Annotated in this window: 27 protein-coding genes and 1 pseudogene; 21 read left to right on the top strand and 7 right to left on the bottom strand. The window is 74.4% G+C overall.

Features of this window, described 5'->3' with window-relative positions; all coding sequences use genetic code 11:
• Entirely contained in the window at window positions 1-606 is a 606-nt protein-coding gene (locus ACGFNF_RS04350; protein WP_357580793.1) for a TetR family transcriptional regulator, read from the bottom strand.
• A gap of 103 nt (window positions 607-709) precedes the next feature.
• Between ACGFNF_RS04350 and proS the strand changes: the two genes are divergently transcribed.
• From proS to ACGFNF_RS04290, 12 genes and pseudogenes are all read left to right on the top strand, one after another.
• Entirely contained in the window at window positions 710-2,116 is a 1,407-nt protein-coding gene (gene proS, locus ACGFNF_RS04345) for a proline--tRNA ligase (RefSeq protein WP_357580792.1), read from the top strand.
• A gap of 147 nt (window positions 2,117-2,263) precedes the next feature.
• Complete coding sequence (locus ACGFNF_RS04340; protein ID WP_311410949.1) at window positions 2,264-2,911, top strand: DUF402 domain-containing protein; 648 nt, start codon at window positions 2,264-2,266, stop codon at window positions 2,909-2,911.
• A gap of 297 nt (window positions 2,912-3,208) precedes the next feature.
• A complete protein-coding gene (rpsP, locus tag ACGFNF_RS04335; protein ID WP_121396105.1) occupies window positions 3,209-3,676 on the top strand; it encodes a 30S ribosomal protein S16 in 468 nt (155 codons plus the stop codon).
• Window positions 3,651-3,911, top strand: a complete 261-nt coding sequence (locus ACGFNF_RS04330) for an RNA-binding protein (protein ID WP_172862164.1) — start codon at window positions 3,651-3,653, stop codon at window positions 3,909-3,911. Before rpsP ends, ACGFNF_RS04330 begins: the two co-directional genes overlap by 26 nt.
• Window positions 3,912-3,913: 2 nt before the next feature.
• Window positions 3,914-4,501 carry a ribosome maturation factor RimM gene (gene rimM, locus ACGFNF_RS04325; protein ID WP_393165867.1) on the top strand — a complete coding sequence of 196 codons (588 nt, stop codon included), beginning with the start codon at window positions 3,914-3,916 and terminating at the stop codon, window positions 4,499-4,501.
• Window positions 4,502-4,521: 20 nt separating this feature from the next.
• Window positions 4,522-5,295 (top strand): tRNA (guanosine(37)-N1)-methyltransferase TrmD, encoded by a 774-nt coding sequence (gene trmD / locus ACGFNF_RS04320; RefSeq protein ID WP_327030771.1) that lies wholly within the window; start codon window positions 4,522-4,524, stop codon window positions 5,293-5,295.
• A gap of 142 nt (window positions 5,296-5,437) precedes the next feature.
• Window positions 5,438-5,794 carry a 50S ribosomal protein L19 gene (gene rplS, locus ACGFNF_RS04315; RefSeq protein ID WP_210836847.1) on the top strand — a complete coding sequence of 119 codons (357 nt, stop codon included), beginning with the start codon at window positions 5,438-5,440 and terminating at the stop codon, window positions 5,792-5,794.
• A 184-nt stretch (window positions 5,795-5,978) separates the two neighbouring features.
• Window positions 5,979-6,853, top strand: a pseudogene (lepB, locus tag ACGFNF_RS04310) (signal peptidase I).
• Between the two features lie 9 nt (window positions 6,854-6,862).
• Entirely contained in the window at window positions 6,863-7,483 is a 621-nt protein-coding gene (lepB, locus tag ACGFNF_RS04305) for a signal peptidase I (protein WP_151457074.1), read from the top strand.
• Between the two features lie 48 nt (window positions 7,484-7,531).
• Window positions 7,532-8,026: an NUDIX domain-containing protein gene (locus ACGFNF_RS04300; RefSeq protein ID WP_132232686.1), complete on the top strand. Its 495-nt coding sequence runs from the start codon at window positions 7,532-7,534 to the stop codon at window positions 8,024-8,026.
• Window positions 8,020-8,832: a ribonuclease HII gene (locus ACGFNF_RS04295; protein WP_393165667.1), complete on the top strand. Its 813-nt coding sequence runs from the start codon at window positions 8,020-8,022 to the stop codon at window positions 8,830-8,832. Before ACGFNF_RS04300 ends, ACGFNF_RS04295 begins: the two co-directional genes overlap by 7 nt.
• Window positions 8,829-9,152 (top strand): DUF2469 domain-containing protein, encoded by a 324-nt coding sequence (locus ACGFNF_RS04290; protein ID WP_007075222.1) that lies wholly within the window; start codon window positions 8,829-8,831, stop codon window positions 9,150-9,152. Before ACGFNF_RS04295 ends, ACGFNF_RS04290 begins: the two co-directional genes overlap by 4 nt.
• Window positions 9,153-9,253: 101 nt before the next feature.
• Here ACGFNF_RS04290 and ACGFNF_RS04285 read toward each other — a convergent pair whose 3' ends face one another.
• Window positions 9,254-10,360, bottom strand: a complete 1,107-nt coding sequence (locus ACGFNF_RS04285) for a sulfite oxidase (protein ID WP_357579666.1) — start codon at window positions 10,358-10,360, stop codon at window positions 9,254-9,256.
• A gap of 207 nt (window positions 10,361-10,567) precedes the next feature.
• On the opposite strand from ACGFNF_RS04285, the gene ACGFNF_RS04280 reads away from it, so the two are divergent.
• Window positions 10,568-11,323 (top strand): M23 family metallopeptidase, encoded by a 756-nt coding sequence (locus tag ACGFNF_RS04280; protein ID WP_357579665.1) that lies wholly within the window; start codon window positions 10,568-10,570, stop codon window positions 11,321-11,323.
• On the opposite strand, the gene ACGFNF_RS04275 is transcribed toward ACGFNF_RS04280, so the two are convergent.
• Window positions 11,211-12,392, bottom strand: a complete 1,182-nt coding sequence (locus ACGFNF_RS04275) for an aminotransferase class V-fold PLP-dependent enzyme (RefSeq protein ID WP_357579664.1) — start codon at window positions 12,390-12,392, stop codon at window positions 11,211-11,213. The two genes, ACGFNF_RS04280 and ACGFNF_RS04275, sit on opposite strands and share 113 nt — an antisense overlap.
• Before the next feature lie 133 nt (window positions 12,393-12,525).
• Here ACGFNF_RS04275 and ACGFNF_RS04270 point away from each other — a divergent pair, with 133 nt between their 5' ends.
• On the top strand, window positions 12,526-13,110 hold the full coding sequence (locus ACGFNF_RS04270) for a GNAT family N-acetyltransferase (protein WP_357579663.1): 585 nt from the start codon (window positions 12,526-12,528) through the stop codon (window positions 13,108-13,110).
• 202 nt (window positions 13,111-13,312) lie between these two features.
• On the opposite strand, the gene ACGFNF_RS04265 is transcribed toward ACGFNF_RS04270, so the two are convergent.
• On the bottom strand, window positions 13,313-14,410 hold the full coding sequence (locus ACGFNF_RS04265) for a tyrosine recombinase XerC (RefSeq protein WP_393165865.1): 1,098 nt from the start codon (window positions 14,408-14,410) through the stop codon (window positions 13,313-13,315).
• Window positions 14,411-15,040: 630 nt separating this feature from the next.
• Here ACGFNF_RS04265 and ACGFNF_RS04260 point away from each other — a divergent pair.
• On the top strand, window positions 15,041-15,376 hold the full coding sequence (locus tag ACGFNF_RS04260; protein WP_358117196.1) for a hypothetical protein: 336 nt from the start codon (window positions 15,041-15,043) through the stop codon (window positions 15,374-15,376).
• A 27-nt stretch (window positions 15,377-15,403) separates the two neighbouring features.
• On the opposite strand, the gene ACGFNF_RS04255 is transcribed toward ACGFNF_RS04260, so the two are convergent.
• The 3 genes from ACGFNF_RS04255 to ACGFNF_RS04245 are packed head-to-tail and all read right to left on the bottom strand — an operon-like array spanning window position 15,404 to window position 18,541.
• Window positions 15,404-16,612: a DNA-processing protein DprA gene (locus ACGFNF_RS04255; RefSeq protein ID WP_393165664.1), complete on the bottom strand. Its 1,209-nt coding sequence runs from the start codon at window positions 16,610-16,612 to the stop codon at window positions 15,404-15,406.
• Window positions 16,609-18,129 (bottom strand): YifB family Mg chelatase-like AAA ATPase, encoded by a 1,521-nt coding sequence (locus tag ACGFNF_RS04250; protein ID WP_151456855.1) that lies wholly within the window; start codon window positions 18,127-18,129, stop codon window positions 16,609-16,611. The genes ACGFNF_RS04255 and ACGFNF_RS04250 overlap by 4 nt, the downstream gene beginning before the upstream one ends.
• A gap of 52 nt (window positions 18,130-18,181) precedes the next feature.
• On the bottom strand, window positions 18,182-18,541 hold the full coding sequence (locus ACGFNF_RS04245; RefSeq protein WP_121396090.1) for a YraN family protein: 360 nt from the start codon (window positions 18,539-18,541) through the stop codon (window positions 18,182-18,184).
• A 285-nt stretch (window positions 18,542-18,826) separates the two neighbouring features.
• On the opposite strand from ACGFNF_RS04245, the gene ACGFNF_RS04240 reads away from it, so the two are divergent.
• The 6 genes from ACGFNF_RS04240 (at window position 18,827) to ACGFNF_RS04215 (ending at window position 25,355) form a co-directional block, all read left to right on the top strand.
• On the top strand, window positions 18,827-20,128 hold the full coding sequence (locus ACGFNF_RS04240) for a hypothetical protein (RefSeq protein ID WP_393165662.1): 1,302 nt from the start codon (window positions 18,827-18,829) through the stop codon (window positions 20,126-20,128).
• A gap of 310 nt (window positions 20,129-20,438) precedes the next feature.
• On the top strand, window positions 20,439-21,326 hold the full coding sequence (gene rpsB, locus ACGFNF_RS04235; RefSeq protein ID WP_393165660.1) for a 30S ribosomal protein S2: 888 nt from the start codon (window positions 20,439-20,441) through the stop codon (window positions 21,324-21,326).
• Between the two features lie 135 nt (window positions 21,327-21,461).
• Complete coding sequence (gene tsf / locus ACGFNF_RS04230; RefSeq protein WP_393165658.1) at window positions 21,462-22,292, top strand: translation elongation factor Ts; 831 nt, start codon at window positions 21,462-21,464, stop codon at window positions 22,290-22,292.
• 161 nt (window positions 22,293-22,453) lie between these two features.
• Window positions 22,454-23,221: a UMP kinase gene (pyrH, locus tag ACGFNF_RS04225; RefSeq protein WP_357579658.1), complete on the top strand. Its 768-nt coding sequence runs from the start codon at window positions 22,454-22,456 to the stop codon at window positions 23,219-23,221.
• A 75-nt stretch (window positions 23,222-23,296) separates the two neighbouring features.
• A complete protein-coding gene (frr, locus tag ACGFNF_RS04220; protein WP_151456851.1) occupies window positions 23,297-23,854 on the top strand; it encodes a ribosome recycling factor in 558 nt (185 codons plus the stop codon).
• Between the two features lie 295 nt (window positions 23,855-24,149).
• Window positions 24,150-25,355, top strand: a complete 1,206-nt coding sequence (locus ACGFNF_RS04215) for a phosphatidate cytidylyltransferase (protein ID WP_393165656.1) — start codon at window positions 24,150-24,152, stop codon at window positions 25,353-25,355.
• Window positions 25,356-25,427: the final 72 nt, after the last annotated feature.

The following is a 25,427-nucleotide window of genomic DNA, read 5'->3' as shown; positions in this document are numbered from 1 at the left end:
TCAGCCGGTCCCGTCGCCCCGGGTGAGCGCGTGCGCGAGCAGGAACACCGCCAGGTCGGCGAGGGCGGCGGCGGTCTGCGCGACGGGGGCGCCGGGCAGGACGATGTGGCTGATCACCAACCGGACGACCGAGTCCGTGGCGAACGCGACGGCGTCGCGGTCGGCGCCCGGCAGCACGCCGTCGGCCCACTCCAGCAGCACCTCGGTGGCCTCGGTCAGGACCAGCTCCGACCGGGTGGTGAGGTAGGGCAGCAGGTCGTCCGAGCCGCCCCGGGAGCTGGTCAGGACGGCCTTGATCAGCGGGTCGTCGGCCGCCTGCGTGAGGGTGTGCGAGATGGTGGCGTGCGCGGCGGCCCGCACGTCGTCGCCGTGGGCGCGCAGCAGGGCACGTACGTCGCCGACGAACCGGTCGACCTCCCGCCGGGCGAGCGCCTCGGCCAGCCCCGCCTTGGTGCCGAACTCGTTGTAGACCGTCTGCCGGCTGACCCCCGCAGTGCGCGCGACGGCACCCATCCGGACGCCGTCCCAGCCGGTCGCGATGGTCAATGCCCGGGCGGCCTCGACGATCGCGTCCCGGGAACGGGTGCCGTCCCTCACCTCACCCATGGTGGTCGAATCCTAGCCCGGCCGCACCGACCGGCACGGCGGAGACCGCCGACGTCGCGCCCGATGACGTCGTCCCTTCGGCCGACGCATAGGATGTGCGGTCATGGCACGCGTGCTCACTCCCCGTGCGGAGGACTTTCCCCGCTGGTACCAGGACCTGATCGCCAAGGCGAAGCTGGCCGACAACGGCCCGGTCCGGGGGACCATGGTCATCCGCCCGGCCGGCTACGCCATCTGGGAGCGGATGCAGGCCGAGATGGACGCCCGGATCAAGGCGGCGGGCGCGGAGAACGCGTACTTCCCGCTCTTCATTCCGGAGAGCTACCTCAAGCGCGAGGCCGAGCACGTCGAGGGCTTCTCGCCGGAGCTGGCGGTGGTCACCCACGGCGGTGGCAAGCAGCTCGCCGAGCCGGTGGTGGTGCGCCCCACCAGCGAGACCGTCATCGGCGAGTTCATGGCCAAGTGGATCGACTCCTACCGGGACCTGCCGCTGCTGCTCAACCAGTGGGCCAACGTGGTCCGCTGGGAGCTGCGCCCCCGGATCTTCCTGCGCACCAGCGAGTTCCTCTGGCAGGAGGGGCACACCGCGCACGCGACCCGCGAGGACGCCCGCGCCTACGCCCGCCGGATCCTGCACGAGGCGTACGAGGACCTGATGGTCAACGTGCTCGGCATCCCGGTGGTCGTCGGCCTGAAGACGGCCCGCGAGCGCTTCGCCGGCGCCACCGCCACCTACACCTGCGAAGGCATGATGGGTGACGGCAAGGCCCTCCAGCTCGGCACCAGCCACGAGCTGGGGCAGAACTTCGCCAAGGCCTTCGACATCAGCTACTCGTCGGCCGAGGGCGGCCGGGAGCACGCCTGGACGACCTCCTGGGGCACCTCGACCCGGATGCTCGGCGGCCTGATCATGTGCCACGGCGACGACAACGGCCTGCGCGTGCCGCCGAAGCTGGCGCCCGTGCAGGCGTACGTCATGGTGGTCAAGGACGGCGAGGGCGTCGGTGAGGCGGCGGCCAAGCTGCGCGACGCGTTGCGCGACGCGGGCGTCCGGGTCGCGCTCGACGACCGCACCGACACCCCGTTCGGCCGCCGGGCCGTCGACGCCGAGCTGCGCGGCTATCCCGTACGCGTCGAGGTCGGCCCCCGCGACCTGGCCGCCGGCAACGCGGTCGTGGTCCGGCGCACGGACGGCTCGAAGTCCCCGACGCCGGTGGCCGACGTGGTGACCGCCGTGCTGGCCGCCCTCGACGCCGACCAGCGGGCCCTGCACGACCAGGCGCTGGCCCACCGGAAGTCCCGCACGGTCGAGGTGTCGACCCTCGCCGAGGCGATCGAGGCGGCGGCCACCGGCTGGGCCATGGTGCCGTGGTCGGCGGTCGGCGTGCAGGGCGAGGCGGAGGCGAACGGCCAGGGCGTCACCGTGCGCTGCCTGCTGCGCGCCGACGGCTCGGTGCCCGACTCCGAGGACGAGCCCGACCTGGTCGCCATCCTGGCCCGCGCGTACTGAGTCCCGTCGCACCCCTCAGGTGTCGCGGCAGCTCGCTCAGGCGTCAGGAAGGGACCCTTCCTGACGCCTGAGGTAGCGGAAGGGTCCCTTCCTCGCACCTCGGAGCGGTGGGCGGGAGCGGGGGGCCTGGGCCGGTAGGGTCGGTCCGTGAGATTCGAACCTGGGCGGCTGATCGTGCACCGCAACGTGCGCCGGGGCCGGATCGGCTGGGTACGCACCGCGCGGGTGGTCAGCGACGACGACCGGGGCCTGCTGCTCTGGGTGCCCCGCGACTCCCCGGTCGCGAGCGAGGTCACCGAGGCCGGGCTGGGCATGCGGGCGGTGCCGTTCAGCGAGTGGATCTCCTCGTCGTACCGCCTGGCCACCGGCCGGTGGGACGGCCCCTCCGTGCTCAAGTTCCTGCCCACCGGGGCGGCCCACTCCGTGTGGTGGTTCCGCGACGCGCACGACCGCTTCGCCACCTGGTACGTCAACCTGGAGGAGCCCGGGGTGCGCTGGGACGACGGCACGCTCGCCGGCGTCGACATGGTGGACCAGGACCTCGACGTGGTCGTCCGCCCCGACCTGGGCTGGGAGTGGAAGGACGAGGGGGAGTTCGCCGAGCGGCTCGCCTTCCCCGACCACTACTGGGTGACCGACGCCGACGCGGTCCGCGCCGAGGGGAAGCGGGTGATCGCGCTGGCCGAGGCGGGGGAGTTCCCGTTCGACGGCACCTGGTGCGACTTCACCCCGCCGCCCGACTGGACCGTCCCCGACGGGTTGCCGCCCGGCTGGGACCGCCCCCCGGTGCGCTGACCCGGCCCGACCGGCCCGCGTACCGCCCCCGACCGGCGGGGCCGGCCGCCGGCCGGCGACTGTGCTTTCGGTCACTTCTGCCGCCCGGCGGGTGACCGAGGGTGGTCCGGTGTGAGCGATCGGGGCCCGATCTGGCAGAATGGCTGGCTGGTATCCGGCGCGCGTCCGGCGCCCTCTAACCCGGGCACGTCGCCAGTCCACCGAGCAGTCTCCGGCCCAACCCCACTGTGCCGGTCGACACTCACCCGTGCACCGCCCGTACCGGGCAGGTGAGATCGCAACAGGAGCGAAACAACTGTGGCCGTAAAGATCCGGCTCCTGCGGATGGGCAAGATCCGCAACCCGCAGTACCGCATCGTCATCGCCGACTCGCGCACCAAGCGCGACGGCCGGGCGATCGAGTTCGTCGGGGTCTACCAGCCGAAGGAAGACCCTTCGGTGATCGAGGTCAAGTCGGAGCGGGTCCAGTACTGGCTGTCCGTCGGCGCCCAGCCGAGCGAGGCGGTGCAGCGGCTGCTGGAGCTGACCGGTGACTGGCAGAAGTTCAAGGGCCTGCCGGCCCCGCCGCCGCTGAAGGTCGCCCCGGAGCGGGTCAACCGCACCGCGGCGTACGAGGCCGAGGCGAAGGCCGCCGCCGGGCTGGCCGAGGCGCCGGCGAAGCCGGCCAAGAAGGCCGCCAAGGCTGAGGCTCCGGCCGAGGCGCCGAAGACCGAGGCTCCGGCCGAGGCCCCGGCTGCCGCTGCCGACGCCGGTGAGCAGGCCTGACATGCCTCTGCGTCCGGCGTTGGAGCACCTGGTCAAGGGCATCGTCGACCACCCCGATGACGTACGCGTCCGGATGGTCGACTCCCGTCGGGGCAAGCGGCTGGAAGTCCGCGTGCACCCGGAGGACCTCGGCACGGTGATCGGGCGGTCCGGCCGGACCGCCAAGGCGCTGCGCCAGGTGATCGGCTCCATCGGCGGGCGCGGCGTACGCGTCGACATCGTCGACTCGTACTGATGCTGCTCGTCGTCGGCAGGGTCGGCAAGCCGCACGGCATCCGCGGTGAGGTCACCGTGGAGGTGCGGACCGACGAGCCCGAAGCGCGGTTCGCCCCCGGCATGGTGCTGCGCACCATGCCGGGGGTGACGCCCCGGGCGCGGCACACCGAGCCCGGGGCGCCGCAGCCGTCGCCGGCCGCGCCCGAGCAGGGGGTGGCCTTCCAGGTGCCCGCCGAACTGGTCGTGGAGTCCGCCCGCTGGCACCAGGGGCGGATGCTCGTCGCGTTCGAGGGCATCGCGGACCGGGACGTCGCCGAGGCGCTGCGCGGCACCCTGCTCGCGGTCGACAGCGCCGACGTCGCCGCGCCGGAGGACCCGGAGGAGTTCCACGACCACCAGCTCGTCGGGCTGGCCGTGGTCACCCCGGCCGGCGACCGGCTGGGCGAGGTGGCCCGAATCGACCACGCCCCCGCCTCCGACCTGCTGGTGCTGCGCCGTCCCGAGGGCGGCACCGCGCTCATCCCGTTCGTCAAGGCGATCGTCCCCGAGGTTGACCTCGCCGGCGGTCGCGTCGTCGTCGACCCGCCGGCCGGTCTGCTCGATCTGTAGAACCGCTGGAGCACCCCCGCATGCGCGTCGACATCGTGTCGATCTTCCCGGAGTACTTCGCCCCGCTGGACCTGTCGTTGATCGGCAGGGCCCGGGCGAACGGCACGCTGCGGCTGGCCGTACACGATCTGCGGATCTGGACCCACGACGTGCACCGCACGGTCGACGACACGCCCTACGGCGGCGGGCCCGGCATGGTGATGCGGCCGGAGCCGTGGGGCGAGGCGCTCGACGCCCTCGCCCCGGCGGAGGTGACCGCGCCCCGGCTGGTGGTGCCGGCCCCGACCGGCGCCCCCTTCACCCAGGCGATGGCGCACGAGCTGGCCGCCGAGCCGCACCTGCTCTTCGCCTGCGGCCGGTACGAGGGCATCGACCAGCGGGTGCTCGACCACGCCGCGACCCGGATGCCGGTCACCGAGGTCTCCCTCGGCGACTACGTCCTCTTCGGCGGCGAGGTGGCGGTGCTGGTGATCCTGGAGGCGGTCACCCGGCTGCTGCCCGGCGTGCTCGGCAACGCGGGTTCGCTGGCCGAGGAGTCGCACGCCCACGGGCTGCTGGAGGCCCCCATGTACACGAAGCCGGCGACCTGGCGGGGGCTGGAGGTGCCGGAGGTGCTCCGCTCCGGCGACCACGGCAGGATCGCCCGCTGGCGGCGGGACGAGGCGCTGACCCGCACCGCGACGCGTCGTCCCGACATGCTCGCCGCGGTGGACCCGCAGCGCCTGGACAAACGGGACGTCGCCGCGCTGGACCGGGCCGGATTTCAGGTGCCGCCGGGGGATGTGGCAAAGTAGGGGGGTTGCCGCAACCGGCCGCGCCGCGGCCGGCTGCGAGGATCCTCGACCGGGGTCGGGTCACCGACCACCATCCGGGGATCAGAATCACCCACCCGCGCACCGATTGACGGTGCGCCGTGAGCCTCACGAGGACGCAGCGATGAACATCCTGGACGCCCTTGACGCCCAGTCGAAGCGCACCGACCTCCCCGACTTCCGTGCCGGTGACACCGTCAAGGTGCACGCCCGGGTCGTCGAGGGCAACCGGTCCCGTGTCCAGATCTTCCAGGGCGTCGTCATCCGCCGCCAGGGTGACGGTCTGCGCGAGACCTTCTCGGTCCGCAAGATCAGCTTCGGCGTCGGTGTCGAGCGCACCTACCCGATCAACAGCCCGGGTATCGACCGGATCGAGGTCGTGACCCGCGGTGACGTCCGCCGCGCCAAGCTCTACTACCTGCGCGAGCTGCGGGGCAAGAAGGCCAAGATCAAGGAGAAGCGCGAGAAGCAGCCGAGCTGACCTCGCGCTCGCCACGCCGCCCGAGCTGCGCGTATGTCGTACCGACCGGACCGCACTACCCTGGTCGCTACGGGCGCAGCCGGGCGACGTCCCGCCACGACGGCGGAGCGACGACCACTACCGCCCGGGGAGCCCCGACAGGGTTCCCGGGCGGTAGTGTCATTTCTGCTGACCGGAGAGTGGCGTGGTGCAGACGCTTGACGAGGACGGCGCCCTCGACCCCTGGCGACGGCGCGCCCGCCGCCCCCGCCGACAGATGCCGCTCTGGCAGGAGCTGCCGCTGCTGCTGGTCGTCGCGTTCTGCCTCGCGGTGCTGATCCGCACCTTCCTGCTCCAGGCGTTCTTCATCCCCTCCGGCTCGATGGAGGACACCCTCCTCGTCGGCGACCGGGTCCTGGTCAACAAGGTCGTCTACGACGTGCGCGACCCGGTGCGGGGCGAGGTCGTCGTCTTCCGGGGCACCGACCGCTGGGCCCCGCAGGTCGCCGAGGGGCCGGAGCCCGGGTTCGCGGGCAAGCTCAGCCGGACCGTCGGCGACCTGGTCGGCGTCAGCCGCCCCGGCGAGAAGGACTTCATCAAGCGGGTCATCGGCCTGCCCGGCGACCGGGTGAAGTGCTGCGACGCCGAGGGGCGGGTGCTGGTCAACGGCACGCCGCTCGACGAGTCGTCGTACGTCCTGCGCGACTCGCCGCTCGACATCCCGCCCAACCCCCGCGAGTGCCGGTCCCGGCGCTTCGACGAGGTCGTGGTCCCGCCCGGGCAGATCTTCGTCATGGGCGACCACCGGATGGTCTCCCAGGACGCCCGCTGCCAGGGCCCGGTGCCGATCGAGAACGTGGTGGGCCGGGCGTTCACCGTGGTCTGGCCGTCGTCGCGCTGGAGCGCCCTGTCGGTGCCCGCGACCTTCGACGACGTCGCCGACCCGCCGGCCGCCTCCACCGGCGCCCCGCCCCCGGTCCGCCCCACGCCGGACGGGGATCTGGTGCTGTTCGCCCCGACCGCTGTCGCGCTCGCCGTTCTCGCGCGTTCCGGACGGTGGCGCTGGGCCGGGCAACGTAGGCTCGTGCCGTGATTGACGAGCAGACCGACAAGCCGCGCAGTTCCTTCTGGAAGGAGCTGCCCATCCTCCTGGGTGTGGCGATCCTGGTCGCGGTGCTGGTGCGCGCCTTCGTGCTGCAGACCTTCTTCATCCCCTCCCCGTCGATGGAGAACACCCTCCAGATCGACGATCGGGTGCTGGTCAACAAGCTGGTCTACGACTTCCGTTCCCCGCACCGGGGCGAGGTGATCGTCTTCAAGGCCCCCATGGAGTGGAGCGCCAACCCCGACGGCGAGGACTTCATCAAGCGCGTCATCGGTGTCGGCGGCGACCACGTGGTCTGCTGCGACGCGCAGGACCGGCTGGTGATCAACGGCAAGTCGCTGGACGAGCCCTACATCTACCCCGGCGACAAGACCGCCGAGGAGTTCGACATCACCGTCCCGAAGGGCCGGCTCTGGGTGATGGGCGACCACCGCGAGGCGTCGGGCGACTCGCTGGAGCACTGGCAGCAGTCCGGTCAGGACATCACCGTCGCCACGATTCCCGAGGGCGAGGTCGTGGGGCGGGCCTTCACCGTCTTCTGGCCGTTCGGCCGGGCCACCTGGCTGAGCGTCCCGAAGCCGTACGAGGCCATCCCCGAGCCGTAGGGGCCGCCGGGCGTGTGCGTTGTCGGCGGCGTCTGGCAGGCTGGTGCGGTGACCGTCTACACCCCCCGGCGTGCGGCGCGCGTCCTGCTCGTCGACGCGGCGGGTCGGGTGCTGCTCTTCTGCGGCTCCGACCCGGCCCGCCCCGAGCACGGGCGCTGGTGGTTCACCCCCGGCGGCGGCTTGGACGAGGGGGAGAGCTACCCCGAGTGCGCGGCGCGGGAGCTGGCCGAGGAGACCGGGCTGCGGCTGCCGGCCCCGGCGTTCGGGGCGCCCGTGCACCGCGACGTGACGGAGTTCCCCTTCGACGGCGTGTGGTACCGGCAGGAGCAGGAGTTCTTCCTGGTGCGGGTGGCGGGCCACGAGGTCGACACGGCCGGCTTCAGCGAGATCGAGCGGGCCACCGTCGCCGCGCACCGGTGGTGGTCGCCGGACGAGCTGACCGCCAGCGGCGAGCGGTACTACCCGCCGGACCTGACGACGGTGCTGGCCCGGGCGCTGGCCGCCGCGCCCGCGCCCACGGCCGGGCAGGACGCGCCGTGCTGACGCCCCCGCGCACGGTGGTGCGCCGCGAGGGTGGGCTCTACGCGCTGGAGCGCGCGTTGCAGCGGCGCGGCTTCCGGCACGTCGCCGGGGCCGACGAGGCGGGTCGCGGCGCCTGCGCCGGGCCGCTGGTCGCCGCCGCCGCGATCCTGCCCGAGGGCCGCCGCGGCGAGATCGACGGGCTGGCCGACTCCAAGCTGCTCACCCCCGCCAGCCGGGAGCGGATCCACGACGAGGTCGTGGCCCGCGCGCTGGCGTACGCCGTGGTGGTGATCCCGGCCGAGGAGGTCGACGAGCGGGGCCTGCACGTGAGCAACCTGGCCGCTATGCGTCGCGCGCTGGCGTCGCTGACGACCCACCCCGACTACGTGCTGACCGACGGCTTCGGCGTGGACGGCCTCGACGTGCCGGGGCTGGCCGTGTGGAAGGGCGACCGGGTGGCCGCCTGCGTCGCGGCGGCGAGCGTACTCGCCAAGGTCACCCGGGACCGGATGATGGTCGAGCTCGACGGGGCGTTCCCGGGCTACGGGTTCGCCGAACACAAGGGTTACATCACCGCGGAACACACCGCGGCGCTGCGGGACCGGGGGCCGTGCCGGGAGCACCGGTTCTCGTACGTCAACGTGGCGACGGTGTCCGGTCGCGACGGCGCCCCGCCCCGGGCGCGTCGGCCGGCGGACGCGAGGCGGGACGAGCCGATGGAGCGCTCCTGCCCGCCAGGGGGTACCGTCGGCGTGGCGTTGGGCGAGCAGCCTCAGCCTCCGGCGTCGGTGGGGGAAGATGTGGTCATGGAAGGCGGAGTGCGATGAGCGCGGAAGACCTCGAGAAGTACGAGACCGAGATGGAGCTCCAGCTCTACCGGGAGTACCGCGACATCGTCCGCCAGTTCTCCTACGTGGTGGAGACGGAGCGCCGGTTCTACCTGGCCAACCAGGTCGACCTGCACGTGCGCAACTCCGACGGCGAGGTCTACTTCGAGGTCGAGATGCACGACGCCTGGGTGTGGGACATGTACCGTCCCGCCCGGTTCGTGAAGAACGTCCGGGTGATGACCTTCAAGGACGTCAACGTCGAGGAGCTGGAGAAGCCCGACATCTCGCTGCCCGCCGACTCCGGCTTCGGCGGCTGACCCACCGCTCCGCCGCCCGGTGGCCCCACCGCCGGGCGTACGAGCCGTCTGCGCCCCCACCGCCGCGCGGCCGTCACTCCGCTTCTCCCCGGCAGCTTGGCTCATCCCGCCAGCACCACGACCTCGACCCGCTGGACGAGGTTGTTGGCGAAGCCGCCCCGGTTCCACGGCTGCTCGACCGGCTGGCTGCGCCCGGAGGCGTCGGTGGCGCGGGCCCCGAGGACGTGCCGCCCCGGCTCCGCCGTCCACTCGTGCCGCCACCGGCGCCAGGCGAACTCCCCGCCGACCTGCTCGTCCAGGATGGCCGGTCGCCAACTGGCCCCGCCGTCGGTGGTCACCTCCACCGAGACGACCGGGGCGTGGCCGGACCAGGCGCGTCCGTCCAGCGTGCACGGACCGGGCCGCAGCACCCGGGTGCGGGACATGAAGTCGGGGAAGCCGGGCGGCCGGACCAGCGCCCGCGGCTCGATCCGGGTCACCGGCACCCCGGGGTCGTCAGCGTCCCGCCGCAGCCGGTAGGCGACCGCGTTCTGGTAGCCGTCGAACGCCTCGGTGCGCACCTCGATCGCGCGCAGCCACTTGACGTGCGCCATGCCGTACCAGCCGGGCACGATCAGCCGCAGCGGGGCACCGTGCTGCGGCAGCAGCGGAGCGCCGTTCATCTCGTACGCCAGCAGCACCTCCTCGCGCAGCGCGTCGGCGGCCGGCAGCGCCCGCTGGTAGTCCTGCTCGACGCCGCGTTCCACGCCGTGGTCAGCGCCGGTGAAGACCACGTCCATGGCGTCGGCGGCGATCCCCGCCTCGCGCAGCAGCGGCGCCAGCGGGGTGCCGGTCCACTCCGCGTTGCCGACCGCCTCGACCAGCCACGGCTGGCTCACCGGCCGGGGGTGCAGCAGGGCGCGCCCGTTGCCGGCGCACTCCATCGTGACCCGGCGGGTGACGCGGGGCCGCTCGCGCAGCGCCGCGAGGCCGAGGGTCAGCGGCCGGTCCACCGCGCCGGCCACCGTCAGCGCGTGCGCGTCCGGGTCGAGGTCCGGGATGTCGTAGTGGATGAGCAGGTAGTGCAGGCCGGCCGGGGTCACGTCGTAGCGCAGCGCCTCCAGCGGGATGCCGTGGTTGCGGGCGGCGAGCTGCAACTCCTCGGCGGTGATGCCCTCGCCGGGTTCCGCCACGCGGGAGGGCCCGCTGGCATCGTGCACAGTGGTCATCGAGGACCTCCCCCGGCCGGACGGCGGCGGCTCCGCCGTTGCGCCCGTCCCAGCCTAGGGCCTCCCCGGCGCTGCCGGGCACGCCCAGGAACCAGCGCGCCTAGCAGATCGCCCGGCCCTCCGGGGGCCGTCCACAGGACGGCAGTCGTCCACAGGCGAGGGCGCCGGGGGTGGCGGGGACGGGCGGGTGCCGCGCAGGCTGCGCCCATGCGACCTGCCGCCCGTACCGCCGTCGCGCTCTGCGCTGCCCTGCTGTCCCTCGGCCCCGCCGCGCCCGCCGCCCGGCCGGTCCCGGCGGCGGGGCGACCGTTCGCCCCGGCGGCACCGCCCGGGATCGCGCCGCCCGGAGTTGCGCCGGCCGCGGTCATGACGGCCGGGGTCGCACTGTCCGGGGTTGCACCGTCTGGGGTCGCGCCGGCCGGGGTCGCGCGGTTCCGGTGGCCGCTCGACGGCGTCCCGCGCCCGGTGCGCCGGTTCGACCCGCCGCCCCGGCCGTGGCTGCCCGGCCACCGGGGCGTCGACCTGGCCGCCGCGCCGGGCGCGACCGTGCGGGCCGCCGGCGTCGGCACGGTGCTCTTCGCCGGTCTGGTCGCCGGCCGTCCCGTCGTCACCGTCGGGCACGCCGACGGGCTGCGGACCACCCACGAGCCGGTGTCGCCGGCGGTCCGCCCCGGCGAGACACTGGCGGCCGGGGCGCCGCTGGGCACCCTCCTCGCGGGCCACCCGGGCTGCCCCGCCCCCGCCTGCCTGCACTGGGGGCTGCGGCGCGGCGCCGACTACCTGGATCCGCTGGCCCTGCTCGGCCTGGGACCCGTGCGGCTGTTGCCGCTCGACGGGGACGACCCCGCCCTCAGCGCTGGGCGAGCAGCGGGGGCAGCCGCACCGCGAGCCGCTCGTACTCGTCGGGGGTGTTGTAGACCTGGGCACAGAGCCGCAGCCAGCCGCGTCCGTTCCAGGCCATGACGGCGACCTCGGTGGCGAGCCGCTCGGCGATCCGTTCCCGCAGCGCCCGCGCCGCGTCGAGCGTGGTGCCCAGGCCTGCCGGCAGCGGCACGATCCGCATGGCGATCCCCGGCCCGCCGGGGTCCGGCAGGTCGACGGGGGCCACCCCGAGCGCGTCCCCGAGCAGCCGCTGGCCGTACGCCGCCAGCGCGGCGTTGTGCCCGCGTACCCGGTCCACGCCGAGGCTGCGCAGCGTGAACAGGCCCACCGGCGCGGCCAGCCAGCCCGTGTAGTCCTGCGTCGCCGACCACTCGACGCGGCGGGGGAACCCGGACTCCTGCTCCCAGGAGACGACCAGCGGCTCGATCCGTTCCCGCCACGGCGGAGCGACCGCCAGCACGGCGGTGCCGCGCGGCGCGTACGCCCACTTGTGCAGGTTGCCCACCCAGAAGTCGGCGCCGACGTCGCCCACCGGCGCCGGAAGCATGCCCGGGGCGTGTGCGGCGTCGACGAGGACCGGTATCCCGTACTCCCGTGCCACGCCGACGATCGCGGCGACGGGGAAGAGCCGGGCGGTGGCCGAGGTGAGCTGGTCCACGACGAGCAGCCGGGTCCGGCCGGGGCGCAGCCCGGCGCGGACGATCTGGACGATCTCCTCGCCCGAGGCGGCCAACGGGACGGGCAGGGTCCGGTTCACCGCCCCCGTACGCCGGCACTCCCGGGCGATGGAGAGGCCGACCGCGCCGTAGCCGTGGTCGGTGGTGAGCACCTCGTCGCCCGGACGCAGGCCGATCGACTGGAGCACCACCGCCACGCCGTTGGTGGCGTTCGGGACGAGGGCGGTGCCGTCCGGGTCGGCGCCCAGGAAGCCGGCCAGGTGCCGGCGGGTGTGGGCGATCCGGTCGACCAGGCCCTGCGTGAAGAAGCGCAGCGGGTTGGCCTCCATCTCGTCGCGCAGCCGCTGCTGGGCCCGCTGCACGGCGATCGGTACCGCGCCGAACGAACCGTGGTTCAGGTGGCTGACCGCCGGGTCGAGCGAGAAGAGCAGGCGGGCTGCCGCGATCGGCTCGGGCGGCTGCGGGAGGCTCACCCGGTGATCGTAGCGACCGGTCGATCCATCGCCGCCGTTCCGCGGGGTACGGTCCGTCGGGCGCCCGCCCGGGACGCGGGTGGCATCGAGCCCGTACCGGTCGACCGTCCTCGACCCCGGAGAATCGCTGGTCATGGACGTCGAACTGCGCTGGCCGACCGCCGCCGACCGGCAGCTGCGCGCCGAGGTGCACCGGGTGCTGCACGCCGTGGCCGAGCGGGGCGGCGCGATCGGGTACGCGGTCCCGCCCGGCCGCGCCGAGACCGACGCCTGGCTGGACGGGGTGCTCGGTCTCGTCGAGGCCGGCGACGCCGCGCTGGTCCTCGCCGTGCTCGACGACCGGGTGGTGGGCACCGGGTCGTGGCGGCGCGGTCCGAAGCCGATCTTCACCCACTACGCCGACCTGGAGAAGATCACCGCACATCCCGCCGCCCGTGGCCGCGGCATCGGTCGGCTCGTCACCGGCGCACTGATCGACGACGCCCGCAAGGCCGGCGTCGAGACCCTCGCGCTGGGAGTGCGCGGCAACAACCACGGTGCCATCGAGCTGTACGAGCGCCTCGGCTTCCGCGAGTGGGGTCGACTGCCGTACGTCATCGAGGTGGGCGACGAACGCTACGACGACGTGCGGATGTGCCTGGACCTCGGGCGCGAGCCGCACGTGGTGCTCCGGGGCTCTGCCCTCGACGGGCCGGGCTCGTCGCCGCGCCGGACCTGAGCACCCGCCCCTGCCTGCCCGTCAGCCCGGGCCCGGCTGCTCGTGCCCGGGCCGCGCGGGTCCCGGCTGCTCGGGTCCGGGCCGTTCGGGTCTGGACCGCTCGTGCCCGGCTGCTCGTGCCCGGCTGCTCGTCTGGGCCGCTCGTGCCTGGGCCGCTCGGGTCCGGGCCGTTCGGGTCCGGGGTGGCCTGCGACGGCGGGACTCAGGCGCGTGGGTGGGCCTGGCGGTAGGCGGCGCGGAGCCGCTCCACGGACACGTGTGTGTAGATCTGGGTGCTCGCCAGGGACGAGTGCCCCAGCAGCTCCTGCACCGCCCGCAGGTCGGCGCCGCCCTCCAGCAGGTGGGTGGCCGCCGAGTGACGCAGCCCGTGCGGGCTGATCGGAGGCAGGCCGGCGGCCTCCGCGTACCCGCCGACGATCCGCCGCGCCGTCGTCGGGTTGAGCCGTCCGCCGCGGGCGCCGAGCAGCAGCGCGTCGCGGGAGTGCGGTGCGGCCAGCGCCGGTCGGCCGTGGCGCAGCCACTCGTCGAGCGCCCGCTGCGCCGGCACCCCGTACGGCACGGCCCGTTCCCGGCCACCCTTGCCGAACACCCGCACGACCCGTCGCGCGTGGTCGACGTCGGCAAGGTCGAGGCCGCACGCCTCGCTGATCCGCACCCCCGTGCCGTAGAGCAGCTCCAGCAGCGCCCGGTCCCGCAGCAGTACCGCCTCGGCGACCTGGTCGGCCGCAGGGGGAGGACCCGACGACTCGGGCGACGCCGGTCGGGCGCCTTTCTCGTCGGGTGACGCTGGTCGGGAACCCTCCCCATCGGGCGGTGCTGGTCGGGAGCCAGCCCCGCCAGGTGACGACGGTGCCGAGTCGTCCTCGTCGGGTGACGGCGGTCGGGAGTCGTCCTCGGCGGGGGGTGGCGGCACGGCCGGGGCGAACCGGCCCGGCGCCTCGACCAGGGCGGCCGCCTGGTCGGCACGCAGCACGGTCGGCAGGTCCCGGTGGGCGCGCGGGCTGGACAGGGCGCCGGCCACGTCGGCGGGGAGCAGCCCGCAGCGGTGGGCCCACGCGCTGAACGTCCGCGCCGAGGCCGCCCGGCGCGCGAGCGACGTCCGTGCGGCCCCCATCGTCCGCTGCTTGGCCAGCCAGCTGCGTAGCACGGCGAGGTCCAGCTCCGGCAGTTCGGCGCAGCCCATCCGGTGGGCGTGGTCCAATAGCGACACCACGTCACCGACGTACGCCCGAACGGTGTGGGCGGACCGGTTGCGCACGGCGGCCAGGTACCCGGCGAAGTCGTCCACCGCCTCGCGCATCGCCGGTGGGAGCGCCTCGTGGGTCGCCCGGGTGCCGTTCGCCTCCCGGCTCACCGCGGTCCCCTCGCCGCCACCCGCCGGGCGCCCGGTGCGCCTCGCGTGCGCCTCCCTGCCCCGCCGTGCCGAGCTGCGGGCGCCGCCACGCCGGGCCGAGCTGCGGGCGTCGTGCGGCCGAACTGAGCTGCGGGCGCCGCCTGGCCGACCCGCCCGGGAGGCCGCACCCCTCGGTACACCTGGGTGCGGATTGAGGCCGTGGTGGCTATGGGCGGCGGATCCTCGGGCGGCACGGGACCAGCCTACGGTCGCCCGACGCCACCGGCAGGCCACCGGGCCGGGCACGGCACTGGCTGCCCGACGCCACCTCGCCGGGCAGCGCACCGGGCTTCCGGTCACCGGCAGACCACCGGGCCGGGCAGCGCACTGGGCTGCCGGCCACCGGCTGGGCACCGGGCCGACCGAGCGGCGAAGCGGTGGCCGGCCGTGCGGGCTCGCGGGTGCTCCCGGCGCAGACGCGCGGCCCGGGTGGTGGATTGCGTCGGCCGGTGCGCGCAGACTTGTCGTACCAACGGGTGTGGGCCCTGGCCGTGGTCGCCGTGCGACGGGACCAGGCTCGACGAAGGGGGACCGGGCATGGGGGTGGACGTCGTCCTCTACCGGGCGGTCGGGGTGGGCTCCGACCGGCGTCGCCTCGTACCGGCCGAGGTGCTGCCCGATCCCGACGACGTACTGCTGAACCTCGTCCGGCGCGTCCGTGGCACCGGGCGTACCCCTCTGCTCGACCGGGTGGATCCGGTCGGCGAGCTGGTGGTCCCTGCCGGCCAGGCGCCGCAGCTCCTCGCCGAGGTGCGCTGCCTCGCCGAGGTGTCCCGGTCGACGCCGGAGCTGACGCACGTGCGCCGGCTGGACCGGTTGGCGCGGCGCTGCCGGCAGGACCGCGCGATGGAGATCCGCTTCGAGGGTGACTGACGGCGGTGCACGGTTCCGTCCGGCGGTTCACGGTCTCTCCGGCGGTGCCGGTCGTCCGGCGGACGCGTTCCCGGCCGGCGGGGGCGCGAGGGCGTACCCGTCGTCGCGGCGGAGCACCAGGGCCAGTTCCTCGAGCAGCGACAGCTTCCGCAGCGCCGTACGGACGGGCACCCCGGCCCGCGCGGCGAGGACGTCCACACCGACCGCGCCCCGGCGGGGCAACGCCTCGACGACGGCCCGCGCGTCGTCGTCGAGCAGGTCGGCCGGCTGCTGCGGGCCGCGCGGTACGGGCGCCAGGTCGCCGATCCGCCCGACCTCCTCCAGCACCTGCGCGACGCCGGTCACCAGCCGGGCCCTCGGATACTCCCGCAGCGTCTCGTGCGCGCCGACGGACATCGCCGACGTGACCGGGCCGGGCACCACCATGCTGGGCTTGCCCAGGGCGAGCGCCCGGTGGGTGGTCTGGGTGGCGCCGCTGCGGGCGGCCGCCTCCACCAGCACCGTGCCGAGGGTGCCCGCCGCGATCACCCGGTTGCGGATGAGGAACCGGGGCCGCAGCGGATCGGCTCCCGGCATCCACTCGCTGACCAGCAGCCCGGTGTCGGCGATCCGGTCGAACAACGCCGCGTTGCCCATCGGGTACGGGCGGTCCACGCCGCAGGCGAGCACCGCCACGGTCAGACCACCGGCGTTGAGCGCGCCCCGGTGGGCCGCGGCGTCGATGCCGAAGGCTCCACCCGAGACGACGGTCCAGTCCCGGTCGGCCAGCCCGTAGCCGAGTTCCGTGGCGACGTGCGTGCCGTACCCGGTGGCGGCGCGGGCGCCGACGACCGCGACGGAGCGGTCGAACGCCTCTGCGAGCGGCCACGAGCCGCGTACCCAGAAGCAGAGCGGCGGGGCGGTCTCGATGTCCACCCGTCGGTAGGCGCCGGGCAGCCGGAGCCGGCGCAGGTCGCCGACCCGGACCGGCCACTCGTCGTCGCCGGGGACGACGATCCGGGCGCCGAGGCGGTCCGTGCGGTCCAGCGCGTCGGCCGCGACGGCCCGGGCGTTGCCGGCCGCGCAACGGGCCGCCACGGTGTTCCGCAGCGTCTCCTCCGGCGCGCCCCCGTCGAGCAGGAGGTCGAGCGCCGCCACCGGGCCGAGCCGGTCGACCAGCCGGTGCACCGACCAGGTGCCCGGCTCGGCGAGCCAGGTGAGCGCCACCCTGGCCAGGGTCTCCTCGTCGGTGCTCACGTCGCGTCCCCCGTCCTCAGTTGGATGGCCTCCCGGACGTCCTCCCGGTCAGGGCGGTCCCGACCGTCCAGGTCCGCGATCGTCCAGGCCAGGCGGATGATCCGGTCGAAGCCGCGGGCCGACAGCGATCCGGCGTCCAGCCGGACCCGCAGCTCGGCCGTGTCCGGCCCGGGCAACCGCCAGGGCGGTCGGCGCAGGTAGGGGCCGGGTATCTCGGCGTTGAGCCGGTGACCGAGCACTGCCCAGCGGGTGGCCGCCGCCTGCCGGGCCACCGCCACCCGCGCGGCGACGGTGGCGGAGGGCTCGCTGTCGACGGTGGCCTGCATCAGTTCGGCCGCGCGGACGGGCGGCAGCTTGACCTGCACGTCGATCCGGTCCAGCAACGGCCCGGAGAGCCGGCTGAGGTAGCGCCGCCGGGCCTGCGGCGGGCACTCGCAGTACGCGTCCCCGGCTGGCTTGGCGCACGGGCACGGGTTGGCCGCCAGCACCAGCTGCGTACGGGCCGGGTACTCGGCGCCGCCCCGGCTGCGGACCAGCCGGACCCGGCCGTTCTCCAGCGGTTGGCGCAGCGCCTCCAGCGCGCCCCGGCTGAACTCGGGCGCCTCGTCGAGGAAGAGCACGCCCCGGTGGGCGAGCGAGATCGCGCCGGGACGGGCCAGTCCGGAACCGCCGCCGACCAGCGACGGCACCGTCGCCGTGTGGTGCGGTGCCTGGAACGGCGGGCGGCGCAGCAACCGGCCGCCCGGTGGCAGCAGCCCGGCGATGGAGTGCAGCGCGGTGACCTCCAGCGCGGCCTCGTCGTCCAGCTCGGGCAGGATCGACGGGAGGCGCTCGGCGAGCATGGTCTTGCCGGCTCCCGGCGGCCCGACCAGCGCCAGGTGGTGCCCGCCCGCCGCGGCCACCTCCAGTGCCCGCCGGCCCAGTCCCTGCCCGGCGACCTCGGCCAGGTCGGGCCCGCCGCCGGCCGGCGACGGGCCGTCCGGCTCCGGCTCGATCAGGGGCGAGCCGTCGCGGATGAAGCTGACCAGCCGGTGCAGCGTGTCGACCGCCCGGACCCGGACCCCGGGGACGACCGCCGCCTCGGCGGCGTTGCCGGCCGGGACGATCACCTTCCCGACGCCGGCCCGGGCGGCCGCGGCGACCATCGGCAGCACACCGCGCACCGGGCGGACCGTGCCGTCGAGGCCCAGCTCGCCCAGGACCACCACGTGTTCCAGGGGCAGCAGCGGCAGCTCGCCGGAGCCGCCCAGCAGGGCCGCCGCGATCGCCAGGTCGAACGCGGAGCCGAACTTCGGCAGGTCGGCCGGCAGCAGGTTGAGGGTGATCCGCCGGTTGGGCCACCGCTGACCGGAGTTGACCACGGCCGCGCGGACCCGGTCCCGGGCCTCGTGCAGGGCGGTGTCCGGCAGCCCCGAGATGACCACCGCCGGCAGGCCGGCGGCCAAATCGGCCTCGACCTCCACCAGGTGCCCGGTGACGCCCACCAGGCCCACGCAGAGCACCTTCGCGTAGCTCACGACGCCACCCGCCGTCGCTCGACGCCACACCCGGTCCGGTCGGGTCCGCCCATCAGAACGCCCCCTTGAGGTGCTCGACCCGGGCGGCGCCGGCGCCGGTCAGGCGTACGGAGACGACGTCGAAGCGCACCTCGTCGGCGGTGGTGCCGGTGTCGGCGAGCCACCGGGCGGCGAGCCCGCGCAGCCGTCGCGCCTTGGCCGGTACGACCGCCTCCGCAGGCGGCCCGAACTCGTCGGTGCGGCGGGTCTTCACCTCGCAGAAGGCGAGCACCGGCCCGTCCCAGGCGATGATGTCGATCTCCCCGGCCGGGCAGCGCCAGTTCCGGGCCACCGGGCGCAGTCCCGCCCCGATCAGGTGCCGGACGGCGCACCGCTCCCCGTACGCGCCGACCGCCTGGTTCCGCTTCGTCATGTCCGGCACGGTGCACCCGGCGGGCGGGCAGCCGCCGCCCCGCGCCCCGGAAACTGTGGACGACGGGCGCACTGTGGACGAACGGACGATCATGCCCTCGTCGTGCTACGTGGCCCGCCTCGGTGGACCGCCGCCACGAGCCACGCGGTACGGCGCTGAGCTGGGCCGGCCCGCCCGCCGCCGTCCCCGCCACCGCCGTTCCCGACCAGCGGTGGGGGTGACCGGTGCTCCCGGTGGCGCGGATGTCCCGGGGGCGAATGGCGCCCGTGGAGCCGGTCGCATACCGTGCCGGACGTGGACGGACGACGGAACTTTGTCGAAGATCAGGAGTCGCGCTGGTATCCGGCCGACCGCGACCGTGACCGTGACCGCGAGAGCGGCTACGGGGAGGCGGACTGGCGCGGTCCGGCCGAGAGCCGGTACCGGGACGACGACCTGAACGCCCCCGAGCAGCGCCGGTCCGCCGAGGACGGCCGCTACGGCGACTCCACGGGGACCCGACGCGGCGAACCGGGACGCTTCGGCACGTCGGCGGAGCCCGACTCCGGGCGCTTCGCGGCCGTCGAGCCCGACTCGGGCCGGTTCGGCGCCGTCGAGCCCGACTCGGGGCGCTTCGCGGCCGTCGACACCGACCGGGGCCGCTTCGGCGGGCCGGAGGACTCGGGCCGGTTCGCGGCCACGGGACGGGAGGACCCGGGCCGGTTCACCGTGCCGGGACCGGAGGATTCCGGCCGGTTCGCCGTCACCGGCCCCGAGGACTCCGGCCGGTTCGCCGCCACGGGATCGGAGCCCGGAAGGTTCGGCGAGGCCGATTCGGGGCGCTTCGCGGCGGTGCCGCCGCTCGGGGACGCCCGGTCGGAGACCGAGGGATACCGGGCGAGCCGCTCGCGCCGGGCCGAGACGGACCCGGACGTCTCCGGGGAACTGCCCGCCGACCGCCCGGGCCGGCGCGCCGCCCGGGAGTCGAGGGATGCCCGCGACGCGCTGTCGACGTCGGGCGTCGACGCGCTGGGCGGGGCGGGACCTGTCGAGCGGACCGTGGAGCCGGCCCGCCCGGCCCCGCTGGGCGGCTACCCGATCGTCGCGCCCGGTCGGGTGGCCGAGGCCGCGAGCCCGGTGGAGACGCCGGTCGACGAGCCTGTCCGGCCGGTCGAGCCCCCGCACCCGCTGGAGATGCCGACCGGGCCGATGCCGCCGATCGCGCCCCGCGGCGACCTCGCGCCGGGGGAGCTGCCGGCGTACCCGCCGGTGGTCGCCCCGCATCCGGGAACGCCGGCGGGCGACGGGGTCTACCGGACGCGGCGGCCGGCGCTGGCCGCGCTCTTCACCCTGCTGGTCCTGGTGTTCGAGGTGCCCGCGATGCGGGTGCTGATCAACGGCGTGACCGGCGACCCGGTCTCGACGGCCGACGTCGTGGTGGGGATCTTCCTGGTCTGCGGCCTGCCGATCTTCGCGATCGGCCTGTACGGGCTGCGTACCGGCGGGCTGTCGCTCGCGGAGGGGAGCCGGGGGTGGCTGCGTCCGCCGACGGCGTACCTGACCGTGGGTCTGGTGCTCTTCGTCGCCGCCGCCCTCGCGGTCCGCTGACCCTCGACCGTCAGGACCGCCCTGCCTGACGGCTGGTTCCGGGCCGGGGCGGGCGCGCCGAGTGCCGGAAATGGGCGTTCCGACCCCTTCCCCGCACCCGAGGCATCGGGGGCGGGGAAGGGGCGTACACTGGTCGACTGGCGACCGCCTCGCGCGGTCGACCTCGCGCGCCCTCTCCACGAGTCGTCGTGGGGCGACGGCCTCCCTGGTCCCGATCTTGGTCGGGCCCGCCATGGCCGCCGACCGGGCGCCAGGACGCCCGGCCGCCTGGCCGGGCGGGACAACCAGGGACCACGAGGAGTACCCCACCATGGCCGTCGTGACCATGCGTCAGCTGCTGGAGAGCGGTGTCCACTTCGGGCACCAGACCCGGCGCTGGAACCCGAAGATGAAGCGTTTCATCTTCACCGAGCGCAACGGTATCTACATCATCGACCTGCGCCAGACCCTCGACTACATCGAGAAGGCCTACGCGTTCGTGCGCGGGACCGTCGCCGAGGGTGGCAGCATCCTCTTCGTCGGCACGAAGAAGCAGGCCCAGGAGGCCATCGCCGAGCAGGCGACCCGGGTCGGTCAGCCCTACGTCAACCACCGCTGGCTCGGCGGCATGCTGACGAACTTCCAGACGGTCTACAAGCGGCTCCAGCGGATGAAGGAGCTGGAGGCCCTGGGTGACCTGAGCGGCACCGCCGCCGGGTACACCAAGAAGGAGACCCTGCAGCTCTCCCGCGAGAAGATCAAGCTGACCCGCACGCTGGGCGGTCTGCGGGACATGCAGAAGCTCCCGGCCGCGATCTGGGTGGTCGACACCAAGAAGGAGCACATCGCCGTCGACGAGGCCCGCAAGCTGGGCATCCCGGTCATCGCGGTGCTCGACACCAACTGCGACCCGGACGAGGTCGACTTCCCGATCCCGGGCAACGACGACGCGATCCGCTCGGCCGAGCTGCTGACCAAGGTCGTGGCCGCCGCCGTCGCCGATGGCCTGATCGCCCGTTCCGGCCGTCGTCGCGGCAGCGACGAGAAGCCGGAGCCGGGCGTCGCCTCCGACGAGCCGCTGGCCGAGTGGGAGCGCGAGCTGCTCGAGGAGCCGAAGAAGGCCGACGAGCAGGCCCCGCAGGCTGAGCAGGCCCCGCAGGCCGACCAGGCCCCGCAGGCCCAGCCGGTCGAGCAGCCGGCGACCGCCGCCGCGGAGTGACCGCACCGCCGTCTCCCCGCCGCCCGGCCTCCCGGGCGGCGGGGAGCGGCAGGTACGCCGGGCACGTCGCGCCCGGATCCGGGTAACCGGCACCAGGACCAACCCACCCGCAGTCTCAACACCGAAGAGAGAGCCATGTCCAACTTCACCGCCGCGGACGTCAAGAAGCTCCGCGACCTCACCGGCGCCGGCATGATGGACTGCAAGAAGGCGCTGACCGAGGCCGAGGGCGACTTCGACAAGGCCGTCGAGATCCTGCGCGTCAAGGGCGCCAAGGACGTCGGCAAGCGGGCCGGCCGTACGGCCGCCAACGGTCTGATCGCCCACTCCGGCAAGGCGCTGCTCGAGCTCAACTGCGAGACCGACTTCGTCGCCAAGACCGACGCGTTCATCGAGCTGGCCCAGCAGCTGGTGGAGCACGGCGAGCGCAGCGGCGTCGGCACCGCCGAGGAACTGCTCGCCACCGAGCTGGACGGCAAGACCGTCGCCGACCTGGTGCAGGAGCAGTCCGCCAAGATCGGCGAGAAGCTCGTCCTGAACCGCTTCGCCAAGCTCGACGGCACCACCGCCGTCTACCTGCACCGCAAGAGCCAGGACCTGCCCCCGGCGGTCGGCGTGCTGGTGCAGTACACCAGCACGGCCGGCGACGAGGCGTCCGACTCGGACGCCCGGGGCGTGGCGATGCAGATCGCCGCGATGCGGCCGAAGTACCTCACCCGGGACGAGGTGCCGGCCGACATCGTCGACTCCGAGCGGCGCATCGCCGAGCAGACCGCCCGCGAGGAGAACAAGCCCGAGGCGGCCCTGCCGAAGATCGTCGAGGGTCGGGTGAACGCGTTCTTCAAGGACTACGTCCTGCTCGAGCAGGCGTCGGTCGCCGACAACAAGAAGTCGGTGAAGCAGCTGCTGGCCGATGCCGGCATCGAGGTCACCCGCTTCGTGCGGTTCGAGGTCGGCCAGGCCTGAGCCGCCCCGGGCGCTTTCGCGCCCCGCGGGCAGGGAAACGTCGACGAGGAGGCCGCCGGTGTACGTGACAGGCACCGCGGCCTCCTCGTCACATAAGGTCGGCTACGGCAGTTTCGCGGTACGCGGCGTACGGGACGTGCGCATGGGGAAGGGCGGGGCGGATGACGCAGGTTGTGAGTGACCGGAGTCTGGCGGCGGACGATCCGACGGCGCCGCCCCCCGGTCGGGCCCGCCGGGTGGTGCTGAAGCTCTCCGGTGAGGTGTTCGGCGGGGGCGCGATCGGGGTGGACCCGGACGTCGTGCAGGCCATCGCCCGGCAGATCGCCACCGTGGTCCGCCGCGGCGTGCAGGTCTCGGTGGTGGTCGGCGGCGGCAACTTCTTCCGGGGCGCGGAGTTGCAGAAGCGCGGCATGGACCGGGCCCGGGCCGACTACATGGGCATGCTCGGCACCGTGATGAACTGCCTCGCGTTGCAGGACTTCCTGGAGAAGGAGGGCATCGAGACGCGCGTGCAGAGCGCGATCACGATGGCCCAGGTCGCCGAGCCGTACATCCCGCTGCGCGCCATCCGGCACCTGGAGAAGGGCCGCGTGGTGATCTTCGGCGCGGGCGCCGGCATGCCGTACTTCTCCACCGACACCGTGGCTGCCCAGCGGGCCCTGGAGATCCGCGCCGACGTGGTGCTGATGAGCAAGAACGGCGTGGACGGCGTCTACACCGCCGACCCGCGGATCGACCCGACCGCCAGCAAGTTCGACGCGATCACCTTCTCCGAGGTGCTGCGGCGCAACCTGCGGGTCGCCGACGCCGCCGCGTTCAGCCTGTGCATGGAGAACGGCCTGCCGATGCTGGTCTTCGGCGCGCAGGGCGACGACACCATCATCCGGGCCGTGGGCGGCGACAAGATCGGCACCCTGATCACCGCCTGAGCGGCCCGACCCGACCTCAGCGGTCCCTCCGACACGACAAGCCCACGACGAGCACAGAAGGAGGCGAGGAGACCGGTGATCGACGACACCCTCCTCGAGGCCGAGGAGAAGATGGAGCGTGCGATCGAGCACGCCAAGGAGGAGTTCGGCGCGATCCGCACCGGTCGCGCCAACGCCGCCATGTTCTCCAAGATCATCATCGACTACTACGGCAGCCCCACGCCGCTGCCCCAGATGGCGTCCATCGGGGTTCCCGAGCCGCGCATGGTGATCATCAAGCCGTACGACAACTCGCAGATCAACGCCATGGAGAAGGCGATCCGCGACTCCGACCTCGGCGCCAACCCGAACAACGAGGGCAACCAGCTCCGCATCCTGCTCCCGCAGATGACCGAGGAGCGCCGCCGAGAGATGATCAAGGTCGCCCGGCACAAGGGTGAGGAGGCCAAGGTGGCCATCCGCAACATCCGCCGCAAGGGCAAGGAGGAGCTGGACCGGCTCGTCAAGGACGGCGAGGTCGGCGAGGACGACGGCCGCCGCGCCGAGAAGGAACTCGACGACCTGACCCAGCGCTTCGTCGCCGCCGTCGACGATCTGGTCAAGCACAAGGAGAGCGAGCTTCTCGAGGTGTGAACCGTGCGCCGGCACTCCGCCGGCGACGACGACGTCGTGGCACCGGCGCTCCACCGCCCGATCTCTGGCGGCGGGCCCCGGTGCCACCGTCGTCGGCGGGCCGGCACGGGGCCGGTCGGACGTGAGGGATCGGCGGGTGCAGTAGGCTCGGCAGGATTCCCGGCACCCTGCGGTGAACGGTGGGAATCGGCCGGCCGTCGGGCGGGTCAACCGGACGGAACAGTCGCGCGGGTAGGGGAATGGTTGTGGTTGTGCGTCATCTGGTGGATCTCGTACCGGTCCCGCTCGGTGCGTGATGTCCCACCTCGATCCCCACGGCAGCGCCGAGCCCCGCGGCTGGGACAGCCCCGACGCGCCCGCTCCCGCCCCGGTGCCCGCCCTCCCCTGGCCGGAGCCCGAGATCGATCCGGGCCGGTGGGACCGCCGTCCCGCAGCGCTCCCCGACGCGTACGCCGAGGTGCCGGCCCCCTCCCGCCCGCACGCCGACGTGGCGGCGGCCGGTGAACCGGCGGCGATGAACGGCCACCGCGATCCCGACGACTCCGAGTACCCGACCACCCAGCTCGAACCGGTCCGGGACGTCGAGCCGGAGCCGGAGCCGGAGCCCGCGCGGCCCCCGGGTCGCCGGCAGCGCGGTCGGCGCCGGGCCGGCGCCGACCGGCCCCCGACCCAGCAGCCCGTCCCGAGCCGGGCCGGGCGCAACCTGCCGGCGGCCATCGCCGTCGGCGTGGGCCTCGGCGCCCTGATCGTGGTGCCGCTGTTCTTCTACCGGACCGCCTTCCTGGTGGTGGTGGCCGCGGCGGTCGCCATCGGCATGTGGGAGATGGCCCGGGCGGTACGCCGCAGCGGCGCGCACCCGCCGCTGGTGCCGCTGATCGCCGGCGGGGTGCTCACCATCGGGCTGGCCTGGTTCTCCGGCCCCGACGCGCTAAGCCTCGGCCTGCTGGTGACCGTGCTGGGCACCATGGTCTGGCGGCTCGGCGACGGGCCGGGCGGCTTCCAGCGTGACCTGACCGCCGCCACCCTCATCGCCGTGTACGTGCCGTTCCTCGCCGGCTTCGCCGCGCTGCTGGCGGCGGTGCCCGAGGACGGCGACCTGCGGGTGCTGGTGACGCTGGCCGCGGTGGTCCTCTCCGACACGGGCGGGTACGCCGCCGGCGTCAGCTTCGGCAAGCATCCGATGGCCCCCTCGATCAGCCCGAAGAAGTCCTGGGAGGGCTTCGCCGGCTCGGTCACCGCCGCGGCGCTGGGCAGTGCCCTGCTGCTCTGGCTGCTCCTCGACGTGGCCCCGTGGTGGGGCGCGCTCTTCGGGTTGGCGGTCTCCGGCGCCGCCGTCCTCGGTGACCTCGCCGAGTCCATGATCAAGCGGGATCTCGGGGTGAAGGACATGAGCAACCTGCTCCCCGGGCACGGCGGCCTGATGGACCGGTTGGACTCGATCCTCTTCGCGCTGCCGACCGCGTACCTGCTCCTGGCGGTCTTCGTTCCGGTGCTGGAGTGAGGCGTGAATCACCCGTCGTCAGTGGTCCCGCCCGGGCGGCGGGGGGCGATTCGGCACCTCCGGACAGGTGTG

Source organism: Micromonospora sp. NPDC048868 (assembly GCF_043198195.1).
Taxonomy (GTDB): Bacteria; Actinomycetota; Actinomycetes; order Mycobacteriales; family Micromonosporaceae; genus Micromonospora; species Micromonospora reichwaldensis.
Note: the sequence above shows the minus strand (reverse complement) of the source record. Positions and strands in the feature narration are given on the sequence as shown.